Source organism: Burkholderia sp. D-99 (assembly GCF_011605345.1).
GTDB lineage: Bacteria > Pseudomonadota > Gammaproteobacteria > Burkholderiales > Burkholderiaceae > Burkholderia.
Map to the genome: position 1 here is coordinate 173,577 of NZ_JAAOXM010000015.1, position 20,167 is coordinate 193,743.

Here is a 20,167-nt window from a genome sequence, read left to right on the forward strand (position 1 = left end):
GTCATGCCTTCTGTTGAGTGTGCTGCGTGACCTTCGTCGGCACGCCGCCGATCGAACCCGCGCCCATCGTGATCACCACGTCGCCGTTCTGCGCGACCTTCGCCAATGCGTCCGGCACGTCGTCGACCGTCGCGACGAACACCGGGTCAACCTTCCCGACCGCGCGCAACGCGCGCGACAGCGCCTCGCCGTTGGCGGTCGAGATCGCAGCCTCGCCGGCCGCGTAGACTTCCGTCAGCACCAGCGCATCGACCGTCGACAGCACGTTGACGAAATCGTCGAAGCAATCGCGCGTACGCGTGTAGCGGTGCGGCTGGAACGCCAGCACGAGGCGACGCCCCGGGAACGCACCGCGCGCGGCCGCGATCGTCGCGGCCATCTCGACCGGGTGATGGCCGTAGTCGTCGATCAGCGTGTACTGGCCGCCGTCTGCGGTCGGCACCTCGCCGTAACGCTGGAAACGCCGGCCGACGCCGTTGAATTCCGCCAGCGCCAGCTGGATCGCGTCATCCGTCACGCCGAGGTCGGTGGCGATCGCGATTGCCGCGAGTGCGTTCTGCACGTTGTGCAGGCCCGGCATGTTCAGTACGACCGCGAGCGGCGCGCGCCCTTCGCGGATCACCGTGAAATGCATGCGGCCATCGCGCGCGTCGATGTTCTCGGCACGCACCTGCGCGTCCGGCGACAGGCCGTAGCGCACGACCGGCTTCGAGATGAACGGGATGATCTGCCGCACGTTCGGATCGTCGACGCACACGACCGCGCTGCCGTAGAACGGCAGACGCTGCGTGAATTCGATGAACGCCTGCTTGAGCCGCGCGAAATCGTGGCCGTAGGTGTCCATGTGGTCGGCGTCGATGTTCGTGATGACTTCGATCACCGGGTACAGGTTCAGGAACGACGCGTCCGACTCGTCGGCCTCGGCGACGATGAAATCGCCCGTGCCGAGCCGCGCGTTCGCGCCGGCGCTGATCAGCCGCCCGCCGATCACGAAGGTCGGGTCCAGCCCGCCCGCCGCGAGCACGCTCGCGACGAGGCTCGTCGTCGTGGTCTTGCCGTGCGTGCCGGCAATCGCGATCCCCTGCTTCAGGCGCATCAGCTCCGCCAGCATCACCGCGCGCTGCACGATCGGCACGCGCTTCGCACGCGCGGCCAGCACTTCCGGGTTGTCCGAGCGCACGGCCGTCGATACGACGACCGCGTTCGCGCCCTCGATGTTCGCCGCGTCGTGGCCGATCGCGATCCGTGCGCCGAGCGCCTCCAGGCGATCGGTCACCGCGTTGCGCGACAGGTCCGAGCCGCTGACTTCGTAGCCGAGGTTGACGAGCACTTCGGCGATGCCGCTCATGCCCGCGCCGCCGATCCCGACGAAATGAATGTGTTTGACGATGTGTTTCATTGCAGTATTTCCAGGTTCGCGCCGGCCGCCTTCGCGCACACACGCGCGACTTCCTCGGTGGCCTCGGGCTTCGCCAATGCACGCGAACGTTCCGCCATGTCGGCGAGCGATGCCCGCGACTGGCCGCGCAGCCAGTCGGCGAGCAGATCCGCCGACAGGTCGCGTTGTTGCACCAGTACGGCCGCGCCCGCATCGGCGAGGAACGCGGCGTTGGTCGTCTGGTGATCGTCGACCGCGTACGGGAACGGCACGAACAGCGCCGCCACGCCCACCGCCGCGATCTCCGACACCGTCATCGCACCCGACCGGCAGATCACGAGATCCGCCGCCGCATACGCGGCCGCCATGTCGTCGATGAACGGCACGAGCCGCACGTCTTCGCCGGCCGAGAAACCGGCCGCTTCGTAATTCGTCTTCAATGCTTCGATGTGCTTCACGCCGGCCTGGTGCACGACGCGCGGGCGTTCGCCCGGCGTCAGCAGCGCCAGCGCGCGCGGCACGACTTCGTTCAGCGCGGTCGCACCAAGGCTGCCGCCGACGACCAGCACGTTCAACGGGCCGCTGCGCGATGCATAGCGTGCTTTGGGCGCTTCCGTGCCGGCAAGTTCCGCACGAATCGGGTTACCCGTCCATTCCGCGTGCGGCAGCGCGCCGGGGAATGCGACGAGCACGCGCTTCGCGAGTTTCGCAAGCACCTTGTTCGTCAGGCCCGCGATCGAATTCTGTTCATGCAGCACGAGCGGACGCCCCGACAGCGCGGTCATCACGCCCGCCGGGAACGTGATGTAGCCGCCCATCCCGAGCACGACGTCCGGCCGCACGCGGCGCAGCGCGCCGAGGCTCTGCCAGCATGCGCGCAGCAGGTTGACCGGCAGCGTCAGCTTGGTCTTCAGGCCCTTGCCGCGCAGCCCGCCGAACCGCACGTACTCCATCGGAATGCCGTGCTTCGGCACGAGCGTCGCTTCCATCCCGGCCGGATTGCCGAGCCATACGACGCGCCAGCCCGCCGCTTCCATCCGGTGCGCGACCGCGAGCCCCGGGAACACGTGGCCCCCGGTGCCGCCTGCCATCACCATCAGCGTGCGTTGCGACGCGGTCATACCTTCCCTCCGCGCATCAGCACCCGGTTTTCATAGTCGACCCGCAGCAGCACCGCGATCGCCACGCAGTTCAGCAGAATGCCGGAGCCGCCGTAGCTCACGAGCGGCAGCGTCAGGCCCTTGGTCGGCAGCAGCCCGAGGTTCACGCCCATGTTGATGAAGGTCTGCGCACCGAACCAGATGCCGATACCCTTGGCCATCAGGCCCGCGAACGTGCGATCGAGCGCGAGCGCCTGGCGGCCGATCTCGAACGCGCGGCGCACGATCCAGTAAAACAACAGGATCACGACCAGCACGCCGACGAAACCGAGTTCCTCGCCAATCACCGCGAGGATGAAGTCGGTATGGGCTTCCGGCAGGTAGTTCAGCTTCTCGACGCTGCCGCCGAGGCCGACCCCGAACCACTCGCCACGTCCGAACGCGATCAGCGAGTGCGTGAGCTGGTACGCCTTGCCCTGCGCGTAGCGCTCGTCCCACGGATCGAGGTACGCGAAGATCCGCTCGCGACGCCACGGCGACAGCCACACCAGCATCGTGAACGTGCCGACCGCCGTCGCGACGAGGCCGCCGAACAGCTTGCCGTTCACGCCGCCGAGGAACAGCACGCCCATCGCGATCGCCGCGACCACCATGAACGCGCCCATGTCAGGCTCGAGCAGCAGCAGCGCACCGACCAGCCCGACCGCGAATGCCATCGGCAGGAAGCCCTTCGCGAAGCTCTGCATGTATTCCTGCTTGCGCACCGTGTAGTTCGCCGCGTAGATCGTCACCGCGAGCTTCATGATTTCCGACGGCTGCATGTTCGTGATGCCGAGCGGAATCCAGCGGCGGGCACCGTTCACGCCCTTGCCGACGTGCGGGATCAGCACGATCACGAGACCGACGAGCGCGATCAGGAAGAGATGCGGCGCGTACTTGTCCCATGTCGACACCGGCACCCGGAACGCGATCACCGCCGCGATGAACGCGACGACGAGCGAGATGCAGTGGCGCATCAGGAACGCGTAATCGTGATACGACGCGTATTTCGGCGAATCGGGCATCGCGATCGACGCCGAGTACACCATCACGACGCCCAGCCCGAGCAGCGCGATCGCGACCCACAGCAGCGAGTAGTCGAAGTCGAGCATCCTCGAACGGCTCGGGCGCACGCCGTTGACGACGCTCGCGAGGCCACCCGTCGCGGCACGCGTGGCCGACGCGACGCGGCCGCCCGCGGCATTGCCGCCGGTGTCGCGCCGATCGTTGAAACGGGAGACGATGCGATCGGACCAGCTCATGGCGTCGCTCCTTTGTCGATGGCGATTTCGTCGACCGCCGCGCGGAACACATCCGCGCGATGGGCATAGTTCCTGAACATGTCGAGGCTCGCGCATGCGGGCGACAGCAGCACCGCATCGCCCGGTTCGGCGAGGTCGGCCGCCGCGTGCACCGCGCCTTCGAGCGTCGCATGATCGGCAAGCGGTACGCCCGTTTCGGCGAGCGTGTCGCGGATCGCCGGCGCGTCACGGCCGATCAGCATCACCGCGCGGCACCAGCGCGCAACCGGCGCGACCAGCGGCGCGAAATCCTGACCCTTGCCGTCTCCGCCCGCGATCAGCACGATCTTCTGGGCGAGCCCGTCGAGCGCGGCAACCGTTGCGCCGACGTTCGTGCCCTTGCTGTCGTCGACGTAGTCCACGTCGTCGATCGTCGCGATCACTTCGACGCGATGCGCTTCGCCGCGGTACTCGCGCAGCGCGTGCAGCAGCGGTGCGGCCGGCAGGTCGATCGCGCGTGCGAGCGCGAACGCGGCCAGCGCGTTCGCCGCGTTGTGCAGCCCGCGAATACGCAGTGCGTCGGCCGGCATCAAGCGCTTCTGCGCGATGTCGGGCGTATGCGCGGCATCGCGCTTGCGCCGGCGGCTCGTCGTCGCCGCTTCGTCGGGTGCATCGCGATCGACGGCTTCCACCAGCCACGCGATGCCGTTGTCGCGCGACAGCCCGTAGTCGCCGTCCTGTACCGGTTCGTTCAGGCCGAACGTGACCGTACGCGGCGAGTCGGCCGCGCCGGCTGCCGGCGCGAACTTCATCACGGCCGCATCGTCGCGGTTCAGCACGCGCGTCGTTGTCGCGCCGAAGATCCGGCCCTTTGCCTGTGCGTACGCGTCGAAGCTGCCGTGCCAGTCGAGGTGGTCCTGCGTGATGTTGAGGATCGCGGCCGCATCGGGCGAGAACGTGCGCGCAGTCTCGAGCTGGAAGCTCGACAGTTCGAGCACCCATACGTCGGGCAGCGCGGTTTCGTCGATCGCACCGGCGAGCCGGTCGAGCATCGCGGGGCTGATGTTGCCCGCGACGGCGACCTTCTTGCCCGAGCGCTGGCACAGCAGGCCCGTGAGGCTCGTCGTCGTGGTCTTGCCGTTGGTGCCCGTGATCGCGAGCACCTTCGGCTGGTAGCCGCTCGTGCCGAGCGCACGCAGCGCCTGCGCGAAGAATTCCAGCTCGCCCCACACCGCGACGCCGCGCTCGTTCGCGGCCGCAACCAACGCCGCGAGTGCCGGTTCGAGCGGCGACAGCCCGGGGCTCAGCCCGACGATCTCGACGCCGCCGTCGAGCAGCGCGGGCGTGAACGCCCCGCCGACGAATTCCGCATCGATGCCTTCAGCCTGCAGCGCGGCAAGGTTCGGCGGCGCCTCGCGGGTATCGGCAATACGCAGCCGGCACCCGTGCCTCGCGCACCATCGCGCGATCGCGAGACCCGATTCCCCGAGCCCCAGTACGAGCACCATCGGCCGTTGCCGATCTCCAAACATCTCGCCAGACATCCTTGTTACCTTTCCTTTACCGCAGCTTGAGGGTGGTCAGACCGAACAGGCACAGCATCAGCGTGATGATCCAGAAACGCACGACCACCTGCGTTTCTTTCCAGCCGGACAACTCGAAATGGTGATGCAGCGGCGCCATCTTCAGCAGGCGCCGCCCTTCGCCGTAACGCTTTTTCGTGTACTTGAACCATGAAACCTGCAGCATCACCGACAGCGTTTCCGCGACGAAGATGCCGCCCATGATGAACAGCACGATTTCCTGGCGCACGATCACCGCGACCGTGCCGAGCGCGCCGCCGAGCGCCAGCGCGCCGACGTCACCCATGAACACCTGCGCGGGGTGCGTGTTGTACCAGAGGAACGCGAGCCCTGCCCCGCCCATCGCGGAACAGAAGATCAGCAGTTCGCCCGCGCCCGGAATGTGCGGAAACAGCAGGTATTTTGAATAGACCGCGCTGCCCATCACGTACGCGAACACACCCAGCGACGCACCGACCAGCACGACCGGCATGATCACGAGGCCGTCGAGGCCGTCGGTCAGGTTCACTGCGTTGCTCGCGCCGACGATCACGAAGTACGTCAGCACGATGAAGCCCCAGACGCCGAGTGGATAGCTGATCGACTTCAGGAACGGCAGCATCAGGTCGGCGCGTGCCGGCAGCCCCATCGACAGGCCGCTCCTCACCCAAGCCATGAACAGGTCGAACACGCGCACGTTGTTCGCCTCGGACACGCTGAACGCGAGGTAGACGGCCGCAAACAGCCCGATCACCGATTGCCAGAAATACTTCTCGCGCGACGACATCCCGCGCGGATCCTTGTGGACGACCTTGCGGTAGTCGTCGACCCAGCCGATCACGCCGAAACCGAACGTGACAAGCATCACGATCCAGATGAAACGGTTCGTCAGGTCGCCCCACAACAGCGTCGCGACCGCGATGCCGATCAGGATCAGCACGCCGCCCATCGTCGGCGTGCCGGACTTGACGAGGTGGGTCTGCGGGCCGTCCTTGCGCACGGCCTGCCCGACCTTCATTTGCGTCAGCTTGCGGATCACCCACGGTCCGCACACGAGCCCGATCCCGAGCGCGGTGATGGTGGCCATCACCGCACGGAATGTGAGGTACGTGAACAAGCGCAAAAAGCTTGCGTCTCCTTGCAGCCATTGCGCCAGCGCCAGCAGCATGCTTCCTTCCTTCTACTCAGTGTGCAGCGGGCGCCGTGCCCGCCGCGGGTTGGTTCGTCAGCGCGTCGACCACGCGCTCCATCTTCATGTACCGCGAGCCCTTCACGAGCAGCGTCGCCTGCGCGCCGTAGCCCGCCGCGAGCAGCGCGTCGACCAGCGCGCCGACGTCGCCGAAATGGCGGGCGGTGTCGCCGTACGCCGCGCAGGCATCGCGCGATGCGTCGCCGAGCGCGAACAGCGCGTCGATCCCGCACTCGCGCGCGTATGCACCGACCTCCCGGTGGAAAGCCGGCCCTTCGTCGCCGACCTCGCCCATGTCACCGATCACCAGCACGCGCGGCGCCGGTTGCGTGGCGAGCACGTCGATCGCGGCACGCATCGAATCGGGATTCGCGTTGTACGTATCGTCGACGACCGTTGCACCCGCGAGGCTGCCTGCGATCGCCTGCTTCACCTGCAGCCGGCCCTTGACCGGCTCGAATGATTCGAGGCCCTGCTTGATCGCCGACAGCGCGACGCCGGCGCCCAGTGCCGCGGCCGTCGCGGCCAGCGCGTTGCGCGCGTTGTGCTCGCCGAGCGCGCGCAGCCGCACCGTGACGGCGCCCGCGGGCGTGTCGATCGCGAGTTCGCCGCCGTGCAGGCGGCCGATGACCTGCGCATCGTTCTGCCGTTCGGCATCGTGCAGCGCGAAATCGAGGATCCGGTTGCCGGTCGCCGCGACGCGCCAGATGCCCGCATACGCATCGTCGGCCGGGAACACCGCAACGCCGTCCGGCGGCAGCGCGTGAATCACGGCCGCGTGTTCGAGCGCGACAGCTTCCACCGTCGCCATGAATTCCTGGTGCTCGCGCTGCGCGTTGTTGACGAGCGCGACCGTCGGCGCCGTGAGGCGCGCGAGGACTTCGGTCTCGCCCGGGTGGTTCATCCCGATCTCGATCACCGCGAGACGATGCTGGGCCGACAGGCGCAGCAGCGTCAGCGGCAGGCCGACATCGTTGTTCAGGTTGCCGGCCGTCGCGAGCCGCGCATTGGCGCCGACCGCCGCCGCGAAGATCGACGCGATCATTTCCTTGACGGTCGTCTTGCCATTGCTGCCTGTCACCGCAACGAGCGGCAACGCGAATCGTTTGCGCCAGCCGTGCGCAAGTGCGCCGAGCGCGGCACGTGTTTCGCCGCCTTCGATTGCCGGCATCGTGACGCCAGCCGGCACGTGCGCGACGAGCGCCGCGGCAGCACCGCGCGCAGCGACATCGCCAAGGAAGTCGTGCGCGTCGAAGCGCTCGCCTTTCAGTGCAACGAACAGGTCGCCGGGGCCGACCGTGCGGCTGTCCGTCGACACGCGGTCGAACGTGACGCCCGCATCGCCGTGGACGGTTGCGTCGGGAATCAGGCGAGCGGCTTCGCCGAGGCTCAGCATCGTCATTCGGCGCCTCCCTTGCCATGCGTCGCGCGCGCTGCCAGCGCGAGCCGCGCGTGATCCTGGTCGGAGAACGTGCGCTTCTTGCCCATGATTTCCTGCGTGGCCTCGTGGCCCTTGCCGGCCAGCACGACGACATCCTCGCGTGCGGCGCCGCGCACCGCCTGCAGGATTGCGCTCGCGCGATCCTCGATACGGCGTGCGCGATCGGGCGCGGTCATGCCCGTGACGATCTGGTCGATGATGCGCTGCGGATCCTCGCTGCGCGGGTTGTCGCTCGTGACGACGGTTTCATCGGCGAGCCGCTCCGCGATCGCGCCCATCAGCGGGCGCTTCGTCGCATCGCGATCACCGCCGCAGCCGAACATGCAGACGAGCCGGCCGCCGCGCGCCGCGGCGATCGGGCGCAGCGCGTCGAGCGTCTTTTCGAGCGCGTCGGGCGTGTGTGCGTAGTCGATCACGACGAGCGGTTCGTCGTTCTGCAGTCGGCCGCCGAGCCGCTGCATCCGGCCGTTGACGGACTCGAGCCGCGCGATCTCGGCGAGTGCGGCGTCGAACGGCACGTCGGCTGCGAGCAGCGAGCCGAGCACCGCGAGCAGGTTGCTGACGTTGAACGTGCCGAGCGTGCCGACCTCGACGTCCGCGTCGCCCCACGACGAGCGCAGGCGGAACGCCGTGCCGGTTGCAGTGGCGCGCACGTCGATCGCGACCAGTTCGCGATCGGCGTCGGGCGCCGGTGCATCGCCGATCCCGTACGCGATCGTGCGCACGCGGCCGGCGAGCTTCTCGAGCAGGCGCCGGCCGGCTGCGTCGTCGCGGTTGACGACCGCCGCGCGCAGGCCTCGCCACGCGAACAGCTTCGCCTTCGCGGCTTCATACGCATCGAACGTGCCGTGATAGTCGAGGTGATCCTGCGTGAGGTTCGTAAATACCGCGATGTCGAAGGCCGTACCGTTCACGCGCCCCTGGTGCAGCGCGTGCGACGACACTTCCATCGCCACGGCCTTCGCGCCCGCGTCGCGCAACTGCGCGAGACTGCGCTGCAGTTGCGGCGCGTCGGGAGTCGTGAACCCCGTCGGCACGAGCTGGCCGGGCATCCCGCTGCCGAGCGTGCCGATCACCGCGCACGGTTGGTGCAGCGCCGTCAGCGCGGCGGCGATCCATTGCGTGCACGAAGTCTTGCCGTTCGTGCCGGTTACGCCCACCGCGAGCAGGCTGTCGCTCGGATCGCCGTACCAGCCGCTGGCGATCTCGCCGGCGAGCTGATCGAGCGCCGGCACGGCCAGTGCAACGGGCACCGCCGGCGCCGCGACCAGCCCTTCCGGCTGATACAGCACGGCGGCCGCACCGCTCGCGACGGCATCGACAATGAAAGCGCGGTTGTCGGCCCCGTCGACCGCATACGCAAGAAACACGTCGCCGGCCTTGAGGCTGCGCGTGTCGGCATGCAGTTGCGCTGCGGGGGCCACATGCTGACGCAGCCACGCAAGCGCGGCTGCGATCTGCTGATGCGCCGGATGGGAACTGCGAGCGGCGCTCATCGAACAACTCCTGGTGAATTACGCGTCGTGCTGGACACGATCATATGCTTCGCACCGCCACCCGCGGCCAGCTTTTGCGGCCCCGTTGCGGAAGGTGCTGCCGGCGAATCGTCAGACACGACAAGCTGCTTGATCGGCATGTTCGGCGGCACGTTCAGTGCACGCATCGTATCCCCGGCGATCGCCGAGAATACGGGGCCGGACACCTGTCCGCCGAAGTGGCTGCCGGCGGTCGGCTCGTCGACCGACACCGCGACGACGATGCGCGGATTCGGCATCGGCGCCATCCCGACGAACGACGCGCGGTACTTGCGCGTGTAGCCGTGACCTTCATGCTTGTACGCGGTACCGCTCTTGCCGCCGACGCGATAGCCCGGCACGGCCGCATCAGGCGACGTGCCGCCCGGCGCCACCACCGTCTCGAGCATCGCGCGCACTTCGCGCGCGGTGGTCGGGTTGAACACCTGCGTGCCCACGACCGGCTGGTTGGGGTCGGTCTTGAAAATGGTCACGGGCATCAGCTCGCCGTCATGCGCGATCGCCGTGTAAGCGCGTGCGAGCTGGAACAGCGACACCGACAGGCCGTAGCCGTACGACATCGTCGCCTGCTCGATGCGACGCCAGCTCTTCCATGGACGCAGGCGGCCGGCCACCGCGCCCGGGAACCCGACCTTCGGCGCCTGGCCGAGGCCGATGCTCGTATACATATTCCACATTTCCTCGGGCCGCATCGTCATCGCGATCTTCGTCGCGCCGATGTTGCTCGACTTCTGGATCACGCCGCCGACCGTCAGCGTGCCGAAACCTGCGTCGTCGGTGATCGGCGCGCCGTCCAGCACGAAATGTCCGTTGCCCGTCTCGACGAGCGTGTTCGGCGTCACGCGGTGCAGGTCGAGCGCGAGCGATACCGTGAACGGCTTCATGATCGAGCCCGGCTCGAACACGTCGGTCATGATCCGGTTGCGCAGCTGCTCGCCCGTCATGCGCGAGCGGTCGTTCGGGTTGTACGTCGGGTAGTTGACGAGCGCGAGCACCTCGCCGGTGCGCACGTCGACGACCATCGCCGCGCCGGCCTTCGCCTTGAACTTCTCGACGGCGGCCTTCAGGTTCGCGTACGCGATGTACTGGATCTTGCTGTCGATCGACAGGTCGACGTCGGTCCCGTTGTGCGGCGGGATCTGCTCGGCGACGTCCTCGACGATGTGTCCCATCCGGTCCTTGATCACGCGACGCACGCCCGACGTGCCGGACAGCATCTTCTGGTCGCCGAGTTCGACGCCTTCCTGCCCTTCGTCCTCGACGTTCGTGAAGCCGATCAGGTGAGCGGTGATCTCGCCTTCCGGATAGAAGCGCTTGTATTCGTTGCGCTGGTAGATGCCGGGAATGTCGAGCGCGGCGACCTTGTCCGCAACGTCGAGCGGCACCTGGCGCTTCACGTAGACGAACCCCTTGTCTTCCGACAGCTTCACGCGCAGTTCCTTCGGCGTCATGCCGAGGAGCTTGCCAAGCTGGTTGACCTTGTCGGCATCGAGATCGTCCGGCACCGCGTCGGGAATCGCCCAGATCGCGCGCACGGGCAGGCTCGTCGCGAGCACGAGCCCGTTACGGTCGAGAATCTTGCCGCGCGTCGCCGGCAGCTCGAGCGTGCGCTGGTAGCGGCTTTCGCCCTGCTTCTGGTAGAACGCGTTGCCGGGCCCCTGGATCCAGAACGCGCGCGCGGCCAGCGCGACGAACGCCATGAACAGCAGGAACACGACGAGCTTCGAGCGCCACATCGGCAGATGCACGCCCAGCACCGGGCTGGACGAGAACTTCACGTTCTGGCGCTTCTGGGACGGCTTCATCGCGCGCCTCCCTTGCCCTTGCCTGCCGTGTCGGCCGAAGCCGGGATCGGCGCGTCGATCGCCTTCGCGGCGCCCGGCGGCAGCGTCAGGTATTGCGTGCGGCCGGTCGAGATCGGCTGCATCTTCAGCGAATCGTTCGCGAGCTGCTCGATGCGCGATGTCTTCGACAGCGCGCTCTGCTGATATTGAAGCTGCGCGTAGTCCTGCTGGAGCTGACGCTCCTGCGACTGCGCGCGCTGCAGCTGGATGAAAATCTGCCGCTGCTGGTTCGTCGAATTGACGACCGACAGCGCGCAACCCATCACGATGATCAGCAGGAAGATATTGAAGCGGCTCATGGCGTGACGCGCTCCGCAATGCGCATCACGGCCGAGCGGGCACGCGGATTCGCAGCAACTTCCGCTTCACTCGGAAACTGGCGGCTGATGATCTTGAGCGGCGGGCTCGGGAGGTCGACGGCACGGATCGGCAGGCGACGATCGACCGCAGGCGCACTCGCGTGCGCCTGCATGAATCGCTTGACGATCCGGTCCTCGAGTGAATGAAAGCTGATGACCACCAGCCGCCCCCCTTGCTCCAGCAACGACAGTGCCGCGTCTAGTACGACTTGCAGGTCCGCAAGCTCTTGATTGACGTGAATCCGTATAGCCTGAAAGGTGCGGGTTGCCGGATCCTTGCCCTTCTCACGGGTTTTGACGACGTGACCCACGATTTGGGCAAGCTCGCCCGTGGTGTCGAGAGGCCCAAGACGGTCGGACTCTGCCCGGCGAGCAACAAGCGCCTTTGCAATCTGAAAAGCAAACCGTTCTTCCCCATAATCTCGTATCACCTCCGTCAATTCCTGCACCGTTGCCCGTGCGAGCCATTCCGCCGCCGACTCGCCGCGCGTCGGATCCATTCGCATGTCCAGCGGACCATCCGCGCGGAAACTGAAGCCGCGCGCCGGATCGTCCACCTGCGGCGAGGACACGCCCAGGTCAAGCAACACACCCGACACCTTCTCGATACCGCGCGCCGCAAGCGCGTCGCGCATCGATGCAAAGCTGTCATGCACGATCGAGAAGCGCGCATCCTCGATGCCCTGCGCCGTCTCGATCGCTCGCGGATCCTTGTCGAACGCGATCAGCCGCCCGGCCGTCGCCAGCCGCGCGAGCACCGCGCGGCTATGGCCGCCGCGCCCGAACGTGCCGTCGACATAAACGCCGTCCGGCCGCGTCACGAGCGACTCGACCGCTTCATCCAACAGCACCGTCCGATGCCGCAATTCGTTTCCCATCGCGGGAGTCTCCGTCACCGCAATCAGAACGTGAAATTCTTCAGCGCGTCGGGCATGCCCTGCGCCATCGCCGCCTGCTCCTTCGCGTTGTAGGTCTGCGAATCCCACAGCTCGAAGTGACTACCCATTCCCAACAACATGACTTCCTTTTCCAGCCCGGCTGCCATGCGCAGCTCGGGCGATACAAGAATCCGGCCTGCGCTGTCGAGATCGACATCCATCGCATTGCCGAGAAAAATGCGCCGCCACCAGTGCGCGTCCATCGGCAGCGCGGCGATCTTGGCGCGGAATACCTCCCATTCGGGGCGCGGAAACAGCAACAGGCAGCCGTCCGGGTGCTTGGTCACAGTCACCCGTCCTTCTGCCTGTCCTTGCAGCGCTTCGCGATAGCGAGCCGGCACCGACATCCGCCCTTTCGCATCGAGCGTCAGCGCCGACGCCCCTTGGAACACTTTCCGCTCTCCCGTTCAGGGCACCGAAGCACCCGCTCAATGCTGAGAATTTAGCCGGAATAGCCCGCTAAATCACACAAAAATACACTTTCTCACACTGTCTCCCACTTTAGAGGAAGGGTGTGACACGGTCAAGGGAGCGGCCCGCTTTTTTGACGAATTTTGTTAGTTAGAACAAGGACTTACGCGCACATGCTCATGCGGCCCCTCATTCCAAAAACCGTTATAAATGAATGAGCTAGTGCAACTTGTGAAGGTGATACGTGAGAAAGACGGGCCAGACGGGTGTGCGGACGGGGCTTTCGGGGGCGGGAAAACGAGGAATAAACGGGCGGTATCAGCGGTGGGGAACCGGGGCGACGTCACGCATCGCCCCGGTGTGAATCTCACAGATAGTACGCAGTGCTCGTCATGACTTTCGACGCGGCGCGCATCAGCATCCGTGCGGGCAGCGGCAGTTCGATCCCACCGGCATCGGCCGCGGCCTTGCCGTGCTTCACTTCGTCGATACGCATCTGGTCGACGATCGCGCGCGATGCGGTATCGGACGCCGGCAACTCCGACATATGGCCTTCGAGATGGCTCTCGACCTGCCGTTCGGTCTCGGCCATGAAGCCGAGGCTGACCTTGTCGCCGAGCGCGCCAGCCGCCACGCCGATCACGAGCGAACCCGCATACCAGAGCGGGTTCAACAGGCTCGGGCGCGAGTCGAGCTCTTTCAGGCGATGCGCGGTCCACGCGAGGTGGTCCTCCTCCTCGCGCGCGGCTTCCTCGAACATCGCCTTCGCGGATGCCGTGCGCGCAGTGAGTTTCTGCGCCTGGTACAGCGCCTGGGCGCAGACCTCGCCGACGTGGTTCACGCGCATCAGCCCCGCGGCATGCGTACGCTCCGCGGGTGTCAGTTCGACGGCCGGCGCCTCGGCCGGTGCGGGCACCGGCCGGCTCATCCGGCTAATGCCCGTCAGTGATCGCAGGCCGCGATCGAATTCGCTGATCAGTTCATCAAACACCATCTGTTCTCCTGGCTGCATGTGCTGCCGCGAGCGGCAAGGGCACGAGTCCGCTGCGTAACCGACTTGATTATTCAGCGGAAATTGCGGTTAACCCGTGATTTTAACCATTGTTGCATAAAGGAAACATGGCGACCTTGAGCTGCGGCATTTCGCTTTGTGGCAAAAAACGGTTTTGCTACATTACGTGCGACTTCTTGCGAAGTTGATGGGGCCCGTCAACAGAACATAACTATCCGCCCCGCCAGAAAAATTCAGTGATTTTTGGAGATCCGTTAATGAAAAAGTCGCTTCTCGCGCTCGTCGCGCTGGGCGCGTTCGCTGGCGCTGCCCATGCGCAAAGCAGCGTGACGCTTTACGGCATCATCGATGAAGGCCTGCTCTTCAACAACAACGCGGGCGGCAAGCACCTGTACAGCATGGCCAGCGGCGTGATGCAAGGCAGCCGCTTCGGCCTGCGCGGCACCGAAGACCTCGGTGGCGGCCTGAAGGCGATCTTCACCCTCGAAAACGGTTTCGACGTGAACAGCGGCAAGCTCGGCCAGGGCGGCCTGATGTTCGGTCGTCAAGCTTACGTCGGCCTGTCGAGCCAGTACGGTACGGTCACGCTGGGTCGTCAATACGACTCCGTCGTCGACTTCGTCGGCCCGCTCGAGGCAGGCGACCAGTGGGGCGGCTACATCGCCGCTCACCCGGGCGACCTCGACAACTTCAACAACGCCTATCGCGTGAACAACGCGGTCAAGTTCACGAGCAACACCTACGGCGGCTTCTCGTTCGGCGGCTTGTACAGCTTCGGCGGTCAGGCAGGCCAGTTCTCGAAGAACCAGGTCTGGTCGCTGGGCGCAGGCTACAACAACGGCCCGTTGGTCTTGGGCGTCGGCTACTTGAACGCACGCACGCCGAACCAGTTCGGCGGCATGTTCAACAACGGCTCCGCGTCCGCATCGGTCTCGTCGCCGGTCTACGGCACGTACGCGAACAATGCGAACACGTACCAGGTCATCGGTGCAGGCGGCGCATACACGTTCGGCGCAGCAACGATCGGCGCGACGTACTCGAACACGAAGTTCAAGGGCTTCTCGGCAGGCCCGTTCGTGAACCAGAGCGCGACGTTCAACAACGGCGAGCTCAACTTCAAGTATCAGTTGACCCCGGCGTTGATTCTCGGCGCAGCGTACGACTACACGCAAGGCAGCAAGATCAACGGCAGTTCGGCAGCCAAGTACCACCAGGGCTCGCTGGGCGTCGACTACTTCCTGTCGAAGCGCACCGACGTCTACGCGATCGGCGTGTACCAGCACGCATCGGGCAACGTGCTCGACGCGAACGGCAACGTCATTCAGGCAACTGCAGCGATCAACGGTCTCGCAGGTTCAAGCACCAGCAACCAGGTTGCAGCACGCGTCGGTATCCGTCACAAGTTCTAATCAGCTTGCCTGACAAGCCGCAGCATATTGAAGGCGCCTTCGGGCGCCTTTTTCTTTTCCGCCGCGGCGGCAGAGCCTGAGCGCAGCGCATTGCACCGGCCGTGACGCGCCTGTCGCTGGGCCTCATGCCGCCTGCTTCCGCTGCATCGAAACGCACGGCCCGCCGCCGCAAGCCCATTCCGGAAGCAGCCCCGTTCGGAAACAGCCTCTTCGGGGGCCCAGCGCAAACAAAAAAAGCCCGGCACGAGCCGGGCTTTTCCATTCGATCGACCGCGCCGTTACGCGCGTCCGTCGCGCAGTTCGCGCCGCAGGATCTTGCCGACGTTCGTTTTCGGCAGCTCCGTACGGAACTCGACCAGCTTCGGCCGCTTGTAGCCGGTGAGCCGCTCCTTGCAGTAGGCGAGGATGTCCTTGTCGGTGAGCGCCGGGTCCTTCTTCACGACGAACAGCTTCACGGCTTCGCCGGAATGCTCGTCGGGCACGCCGACGGCCGCCACCTCGAACACGCCCGGATGCGACGCCACCACGTCCTCGACTTCGTTCGGATACACGTTGAAGCCCGACACGAGAATCATGTCCTTCTTCCGGTCGACGATCTTCACGTAACCTCGCGCATCCATCACGCCGACGTCGCCCGTCTTGAAGAAGCCGTCCGCGAACATGACCTTTGCGGTCTCGTCCGGCCGGTTCCAGTAGCCGGCCATCACCTGCGGCCCGCGGATGCAGATCTCGCCGGGTTCACCGAGCGCGACGTCGTTGCCGGCATCGTCGCGAATCGCCACTTCGGTCGACGGCAGCGGCAGGCCGATCGTGCCGCTGTATTCGGTCGCCGTCACGGGGTTGCAGGTCGCCACCGGCGACGTTTCGGACAGCCCGTATCCTTCGATGATCGCGGTATGGGTCTTTTCATACCAGCGTTTCGCGACGCCTTCCTGGATCGCCATGCCGCCGCCGTTGGCGATCACGAGCTTCGACAGGTCGAGCTGATTGAATTCGGGGTGGTTCAGCAGTGCGTTGTACAGCGTGTTGACCGCCGGGATCGTCGAGATCTGGTAGCCCTTCAGCTCCTTGATCATGCCGGCGATGTCGCGCGGGTTCGGGATCAGGATGCCCATGCCCCCGGTACGCATCGTCAGGAAACCGCAGACAGTCAGCGCGAACACGTGATACAGCGGCAGCGCGACAACCGTCACGAACTGTTTCACCTCCGGGAACTTCTCATGAGCCGGATGGTGCCAGGCGCCTGCCTGCAGCACGTTCGACACGATGTTCCGGTGCAGCAGCGTCGCCCCCTTCGCCACGCCCGTCGTACCGCCCGTGTATTGCAGGAACGCGACGTCATCGGGGCCGATCTTCTGCGCCTTGAATGCCTGCCGCGCGCCCTCGGACAACGCGGCCTTGAAGCGCGTGAACGACGGCAGTTGCCAGGCGGGCACCATCTTCTTTACGTTGCGCACGACGTAGTTGACGAGCCATCCCTTGATGCCCAGCAGATCGCCCATCGATGCGACGACGACGTGCTTGACGCTCGTATTCGCGATGACAGCCTGCAGCGTCGACGCGAAATTCTCGAGGATGACGATCGCCTCCGCGCCGCTGTCTTTCAGCTGATGTTCGAGCTCGCGCGGCGTATAGAGCGGATTGACGTTGACGACGGTGTAGCCCGCGCGCAGTACCGCGGCGATCGCCACGGGATACTGCAGCACGTTCGGCATCATGATCGCAACGCGCGCCCCGCGCGCGAGCCCGCGCGATTGCAGCCAGGCGCCGAACTGGCGCGACAGCTTGTCGAGTTCGCCGTACGTGATTCCCTTGCCCATGCAGACGAACGCCGTGCGGTCGCGGTACTGCCGGAAGCTTTCGTCGAGCAGGTCTGGAACAGAGGGATAAGGAGACGCGTCAATTTCGGCTGGAACGCCGGGTGGGTACGATTTCAGCCAAATTTTGTCCATACTGCGCGTCTCCTCACAGATTTTCGAATGGTCGTGCTAAAACGCATCGTAACGGCTCGCCCGTCCCGAGACAACAGGGTTAGATGTCCACTTCGAACTTCCGTGGAAAATCGTCTGATCATACGGTGATATCCGATCAAATGCGTTCAACTTCCACAAGGCAATCGTAAAACGTCGCCGAATTGCCAAGATCGGTGAGCGCCTGGCTTGTCACCTCGTTTGCGTTTCTGCCGTCCGGTGACAGCTTCTTCCACCAGATCGACAGCCCGACGACGAGCCCTGCACGTGCGCGATCGGTAATTCTCGCGAGCGCCTGCATCGATCCGCGGTCGTTGAAGATGCGAACGAGGTCGCCTTCTGCGATGCCCCGTGCGTCGGCGTCTGACGGGTGAATGTCGAGATGCGGCTCGCCTTCGGTATGACGCAGGCTGTCGACATTCACGAACGTGCTGTTCAGGAAGTGGCGGGCCGGCGGCGAAATCATCGCGAGCGGATAGCGCGCGGCGAGCTCCGGCGCAGCCTCGGCCGATTCGAACGGCGGCAGGTAGTCGGGCACCGGGTCCAAGCCCATCTGCTCGAGCCGCGGGCTATAGAACTCGCACTTGCCGGACGGCGTACGGAAACCGCCGTTCGCGAACGGCGCCTCCGGCAGCTTGAGCTTCAGCCAGCCGGCACGCTTCAGCGTGTCCCAGTCGCTGTCGAGCGCCGGATCGTCCCAGCGGAGCGCCGCGCGCGCGACCTCTTCGTCGCTGTGATAGAGCGCGGGCTCGTCGAGCCCCATGCTGCGCGCGATACCGCGGAAGATCTCCGTATTCGGCCGCGCGGCTCCCACCGGAGGAATCGACGGCAGGTTCGCCATCACGTAGGTGTGGCCGTACGATTTGTGGATGTCCAGATGCTCGAGCTGCGTGGTTGCCGGCAATACAATGTCGGCAAAATCGACGGTATCTGTCTTGAAATGCTCTAGAACGACCGTGAACAGGTCGTCACGCGCGAACCCCGCGGCGACTTTCGAAGAATCCGGCGCAACGGCCACCGGATTCGAGTTGTACACGATTACCGCTTCGACCTTCGGCCCAAAGGTTGCATCGCCCGGGTGCAAGAGCGCGTCGCCGATCGCGTTCATGTTGATGATGCGCGGCAGCTTGTGCGGCCAACCCGGCATCAAGTCCGGGCGCAGCAGCGCCGCCTGGTTGACCGGGGCGGATTCCGACGACGAGAGCAACAGCCCGCCGGCCCGATCCCGCCATGCTCCCGTCAGCGCCGGCAGACTTGCGATCGCGCGTACGGCGTTACCACCGCCACGAACGCGCTGCATGCCGTAGTTGAGGCGAATCGATGCCTTGCGGGTAGCGCCGTAACGACGCGCAAGGTCGATCAGCTCCGACGCGTCGATACCGCAGATCTGCGCGACGCGTTCCGGCGGATAGGATATTGCCCGTTCCTTGAGTGCGTCGAAGCCGAGCGTATGGCTGGCGATGTAGTCGTGATCGAGCAGGTCTTCAGTGATCAGCACGTGCATCATGCCGAGTGCGAACGCGCCATCAGTACCTGGTTTCAACGCGATATGCTGATGGCACTTCTCGGCTGTCAGCGAACGGTACGGATCGATGGCGACAAGACGAGCGCCTCGGCGCTTCGCCTCCTGCGCACGCGTCCAGAAGTGCAGGCTCGACGCGATCGGGTTCGCTCCCCAAATCAGAATCAGCTCGCTTTCCTCGAAATGCTCGAGGTGCATGCCGAGACTGCCACCATAGGTGTACCGCAACCCCGCTGCACCGGCCGCCGCGCAGATCGCGCGCTCGAGCCGCGAGGCGCCGAGCTTGTGGAAGAACCGCTGGGCGATGCCCTCCCCTTGCACGAGCCCCATCGTCCCCGCATAGCTGTACGGCACGATCGCTTCCGGTGCACGCGCCGCGATTTCACCGAGACGACGGCCGATCTCATCGAACGCCTCGTCCCAGCTGATCGATACGAAACGCCCTTCCCCTTTGGCACCGATGCGCTTGAGCGGGACGGTGAGGCGGTCGGGGTGATGAACGCGATCGGCGTATCGGCTGACTTTCGTGCACAACACGCCTTGTGTCGGCGGATGGTCGGGATCGCCCGTGACCTTGATCGCCTTGCCGTTTTCGACAGTCACACGCATTGCGCACGTGTCCGGACAATCATGCGGGCAGACGGCCCGGGCTACCTGAATGGCGGCGTTCATCGTTTCGAGTGCAGAGATGGGGATTCGCAAATTTTACGTGGACACGCCGAATAAAGCGTTCATTTCATACGGATTCTGCGTTATCTGACTGAAAAGCGATTGATGGAAGCGGGGGAGCTTCGATTGTTCGGTACGTCTTCTGCGGAGAGAGACGTGCATGGCCAACCCGACATTCGTTGTCGACGATGGAAAGCAGATCGCACACGACGTCGCCAACCGATACGCGGAGTGGAAGAAATTACAGTTTTGATCGAAGATACGATCAGTAGACCAAGAGATCACGAATGATATCGGCCATTTCGGAAAATCGGGAGTTGTGATTGATTGTACTTGGGAGGGGTGATGTGGAAACTCCAGCCAGGTCACTCATCCCGATCCCCCGCTCATTTCCGTCGCCGAAATGCAAAAACCCCCGCCTTTTCGGGCGGGGGTTTCTGGCTTAGGGAGCCTGACGATTACCTACTTTCACACGGGAATCCGCACTATCATCGGCGTAGAGTCGTTTCACGGTCCTGTTCGGGATGGGAAGGGGTGGGACCGACTCG

The 20,167-nt window shown here is 65.3% G+C and carries 15 protein-coding genes; 1 reads left to right on the forward strand and 14 read right to left on the reverse strand.

What is annotated here, in order from left to right; genetic code table 11:
* Position 1: 1 nt before the first annotated feature.
* The 12 genes from murC to coq7 form a co-directional block, all read right to left on the reverse strand.
* Complete coding sequence (gene murC / locus HAV18_RS34925; protein WP_166964969.1) at positions 2-1,399, reverse strand: UDP-N-acetylmuramate--L-alanine ligase; 1,398 nt, start codon at positions 1,397-1,399, stop codon at positions 2-4.
* Entirely contained in the window at positions 1,396-2,499 is a 1,104-nt protein-coding gene (gene murG / locus HAV18_RS34930; protein WP_166964971.1) for an undecaprenyldiphospho-muramoylpentapeptide beta-N-acetylglucosaminyltransferase, read from the reverse strand. Before murG ends, murC begins: the two co-directional genes overlap by 4 nt.
* Positions 2,496-3,779, reverse strand: a complete 1,284-nt coding sequence (ftsW, locus tag HAV18_RS34935) for a putative lipid II flippase FtsW (protein ID WP_166964973.1) — start codon at positions 3,777-3,779, stop codon at positions 2,496-2,498. The genes murG and ftsW overlap by 4 nt, the downstream gene beginning before the upstream one ends.
* A complete protein-coding gene (murD, locus tag HAV18_RS34940; protein ID WP_166964975.1) occupies positions 3,776-5,290 on the reverse strand; it encodes a UDP-N-acetylmuramoyl-L-alanine--D-glutamate ligase in 1,515 nt (504 codons plus the stop codon). Before murD ends, ftsW begins: the two co-directional genes overlap by 4 nt.
* A gap of 28 nt (positions 5,291-5,318) precedes the next feature.
* Positions 5,319-6,488 (reverse strand): phospho-N-acetylmuramoyl-pentapeptide-transferase, encoded by a 1,170-nt coding sequence (gene mraY, locus HAV18_RS34945; protein WP_006477019.1) that lies wholly within the window; start codon positions 6,486-6,488, stop codon positions 5,319-5,321.
* 16 nt (positions 6,489-6,504) lie between these two features.
* The gene (murF, locus tag HAV18_RS34950) at positions 6,505-7,911 is read right to left on the reverse strand and encodes a UDP-N-acetylmuramoyl-tripeptide--D-alanyl-D-alanine ligase (RefSeq protein WP_166964977.1); all 1,407 of its coding nucleotides are present in this window, start codon (positions 7,909-7,911) and stop codon (positions 6,505-6,507) included.
* On the reverse strand, positions 7,908-9,446 hold the full coding sequence (locus HAV18_RS34955) for a UDP-N-acetylmuramoyl-L-alanyl-D-glutamate--2,6-diaminopimelate ligase (protein ID WP_166964979.1): 1,539 nt from the start codon (positions 9,444-9,446) through the stop codon (positions 7,908-7,910). The genes murF and HAV18_RS34955 overlap by 4 nt, the downstream gene beginning before the upstream one ends.
* Positions 9,443-11,290, reverse strand: a complete 1,848-nt coding sequence (locus HAV18_RS34960) for a penicillin-binding protein 2 (protein WP_166964981.1) — start codon at positions 11,288-11,290, stop codon at positions 9,443-9,445. Before HAV18_RS34960 ends, HAV18_RS34955 begins: the two co-directional genes overlap by 4 nt.
* Positions 11,287-11,628 carry a cell division protein FtsL gene (gene ftsL, locus HAV18_RS34965; RefSeq protein ID WP_021159919.1) on the reverse strand — a complete coding sequence of 114 codons (342 nt, stop codon included), beginning with the start codon at positions 11,626-11,628 and terminating at the stop codon, positions 11,287-11,289. The genes HAV18_RS34960 and ftsL overlap by 4 nt, the downstream gene beginning before the upstream one ends.
* Positions 11,625-12,566 carry a 16S rRNA (cytosine(1402)-N(4))-methyltransferase RsmH gene (gene rsmH / locus HAV18_RS34970; protein WP_166964983.1) on the reverse strand — a complete coding sequence of 314 codons (942 nt, stop codon included), beginning with the start codon at positions 12,564-12,566 and terminating at the stop codon, positions 11,625-11,627. Before rsmH ends, ftsL begins: the two co-directional genes overlap by 4 nt.
* A 23-nt stretch (positions 12,567-12,589) precedes the next feature.
* Complete coding sequence (gene mraZ, locus HAV18_RS34975; RefSeq protein ID WP_006487094.1) at positions 12,590-13,018, reverse strand: division/cell wall cluster transcriptional repressor MraZ; 429 nt, start codon at positions 13,016-13,018, stop codon at positions 12,590-12,592.
* A gap of 386 nt (positions 13,019-13,404) precedes the next feature.
* Complete coding sequence (gene coq7, locus HAV18_RS34980; protein WP_166964985.1) at positions 13,405-14,031, reverse strand: 2-polyprenyl-3-methyl-6-methoxy-1,4-benzoquinone monooxygenase; 627 nt, start codon at positions 14,029-14,031, stop codon at positions 13,405-13,407.
* Positions 14,032-14,306: 275 nt separating this feature from the next.
* Between coq7 and HAV18_RS34985 the strand changes: the two genes are divergently transcribed.
* On the forward strand, positions 14,307-15,458 hold the full coding sequence (locus tag HAV18_RS34985; RefSeq protein WP_166964987.1) for a porin: 1,152 nt from the start codon (positions 14,307-14,309) through the stop codon (positions 15,456-15,458).
* A 278-nt stretch (positions 15,459-15,736) separates the two neighbouring features.
* Here HAV18_RS34985 and HAV18_RS34990 read toward each other — a convergent pair whose 3' ends face one another.
* Positions 15,737-17,410: a long-chain fatty acid--CoA ligase gene (locus HAV18_RS34990; protein ID WP_166964989.1), complete on the reverse strand. Its 1,674-nt coding sequence runs from the start codon at positions 17,408-17,410 to the stop codon at positions 15,737-15,739.
* Positions 17,411-17,546: 136 nt separating this feature from the next.
* Complete coding sequence (locus tag HAV18_RS34995) at positions 17,547-19,622, reverse strand: molybdopterin-dependent oxidoreductase (protein WP_166964991.1); 2,076 nt, start codon at positions 19,620-19,622, stop codon at positions 17,547-17,549.
* Between the last annotated feature and the right edge of the window lie 545 nt (positions 19,623-20,167).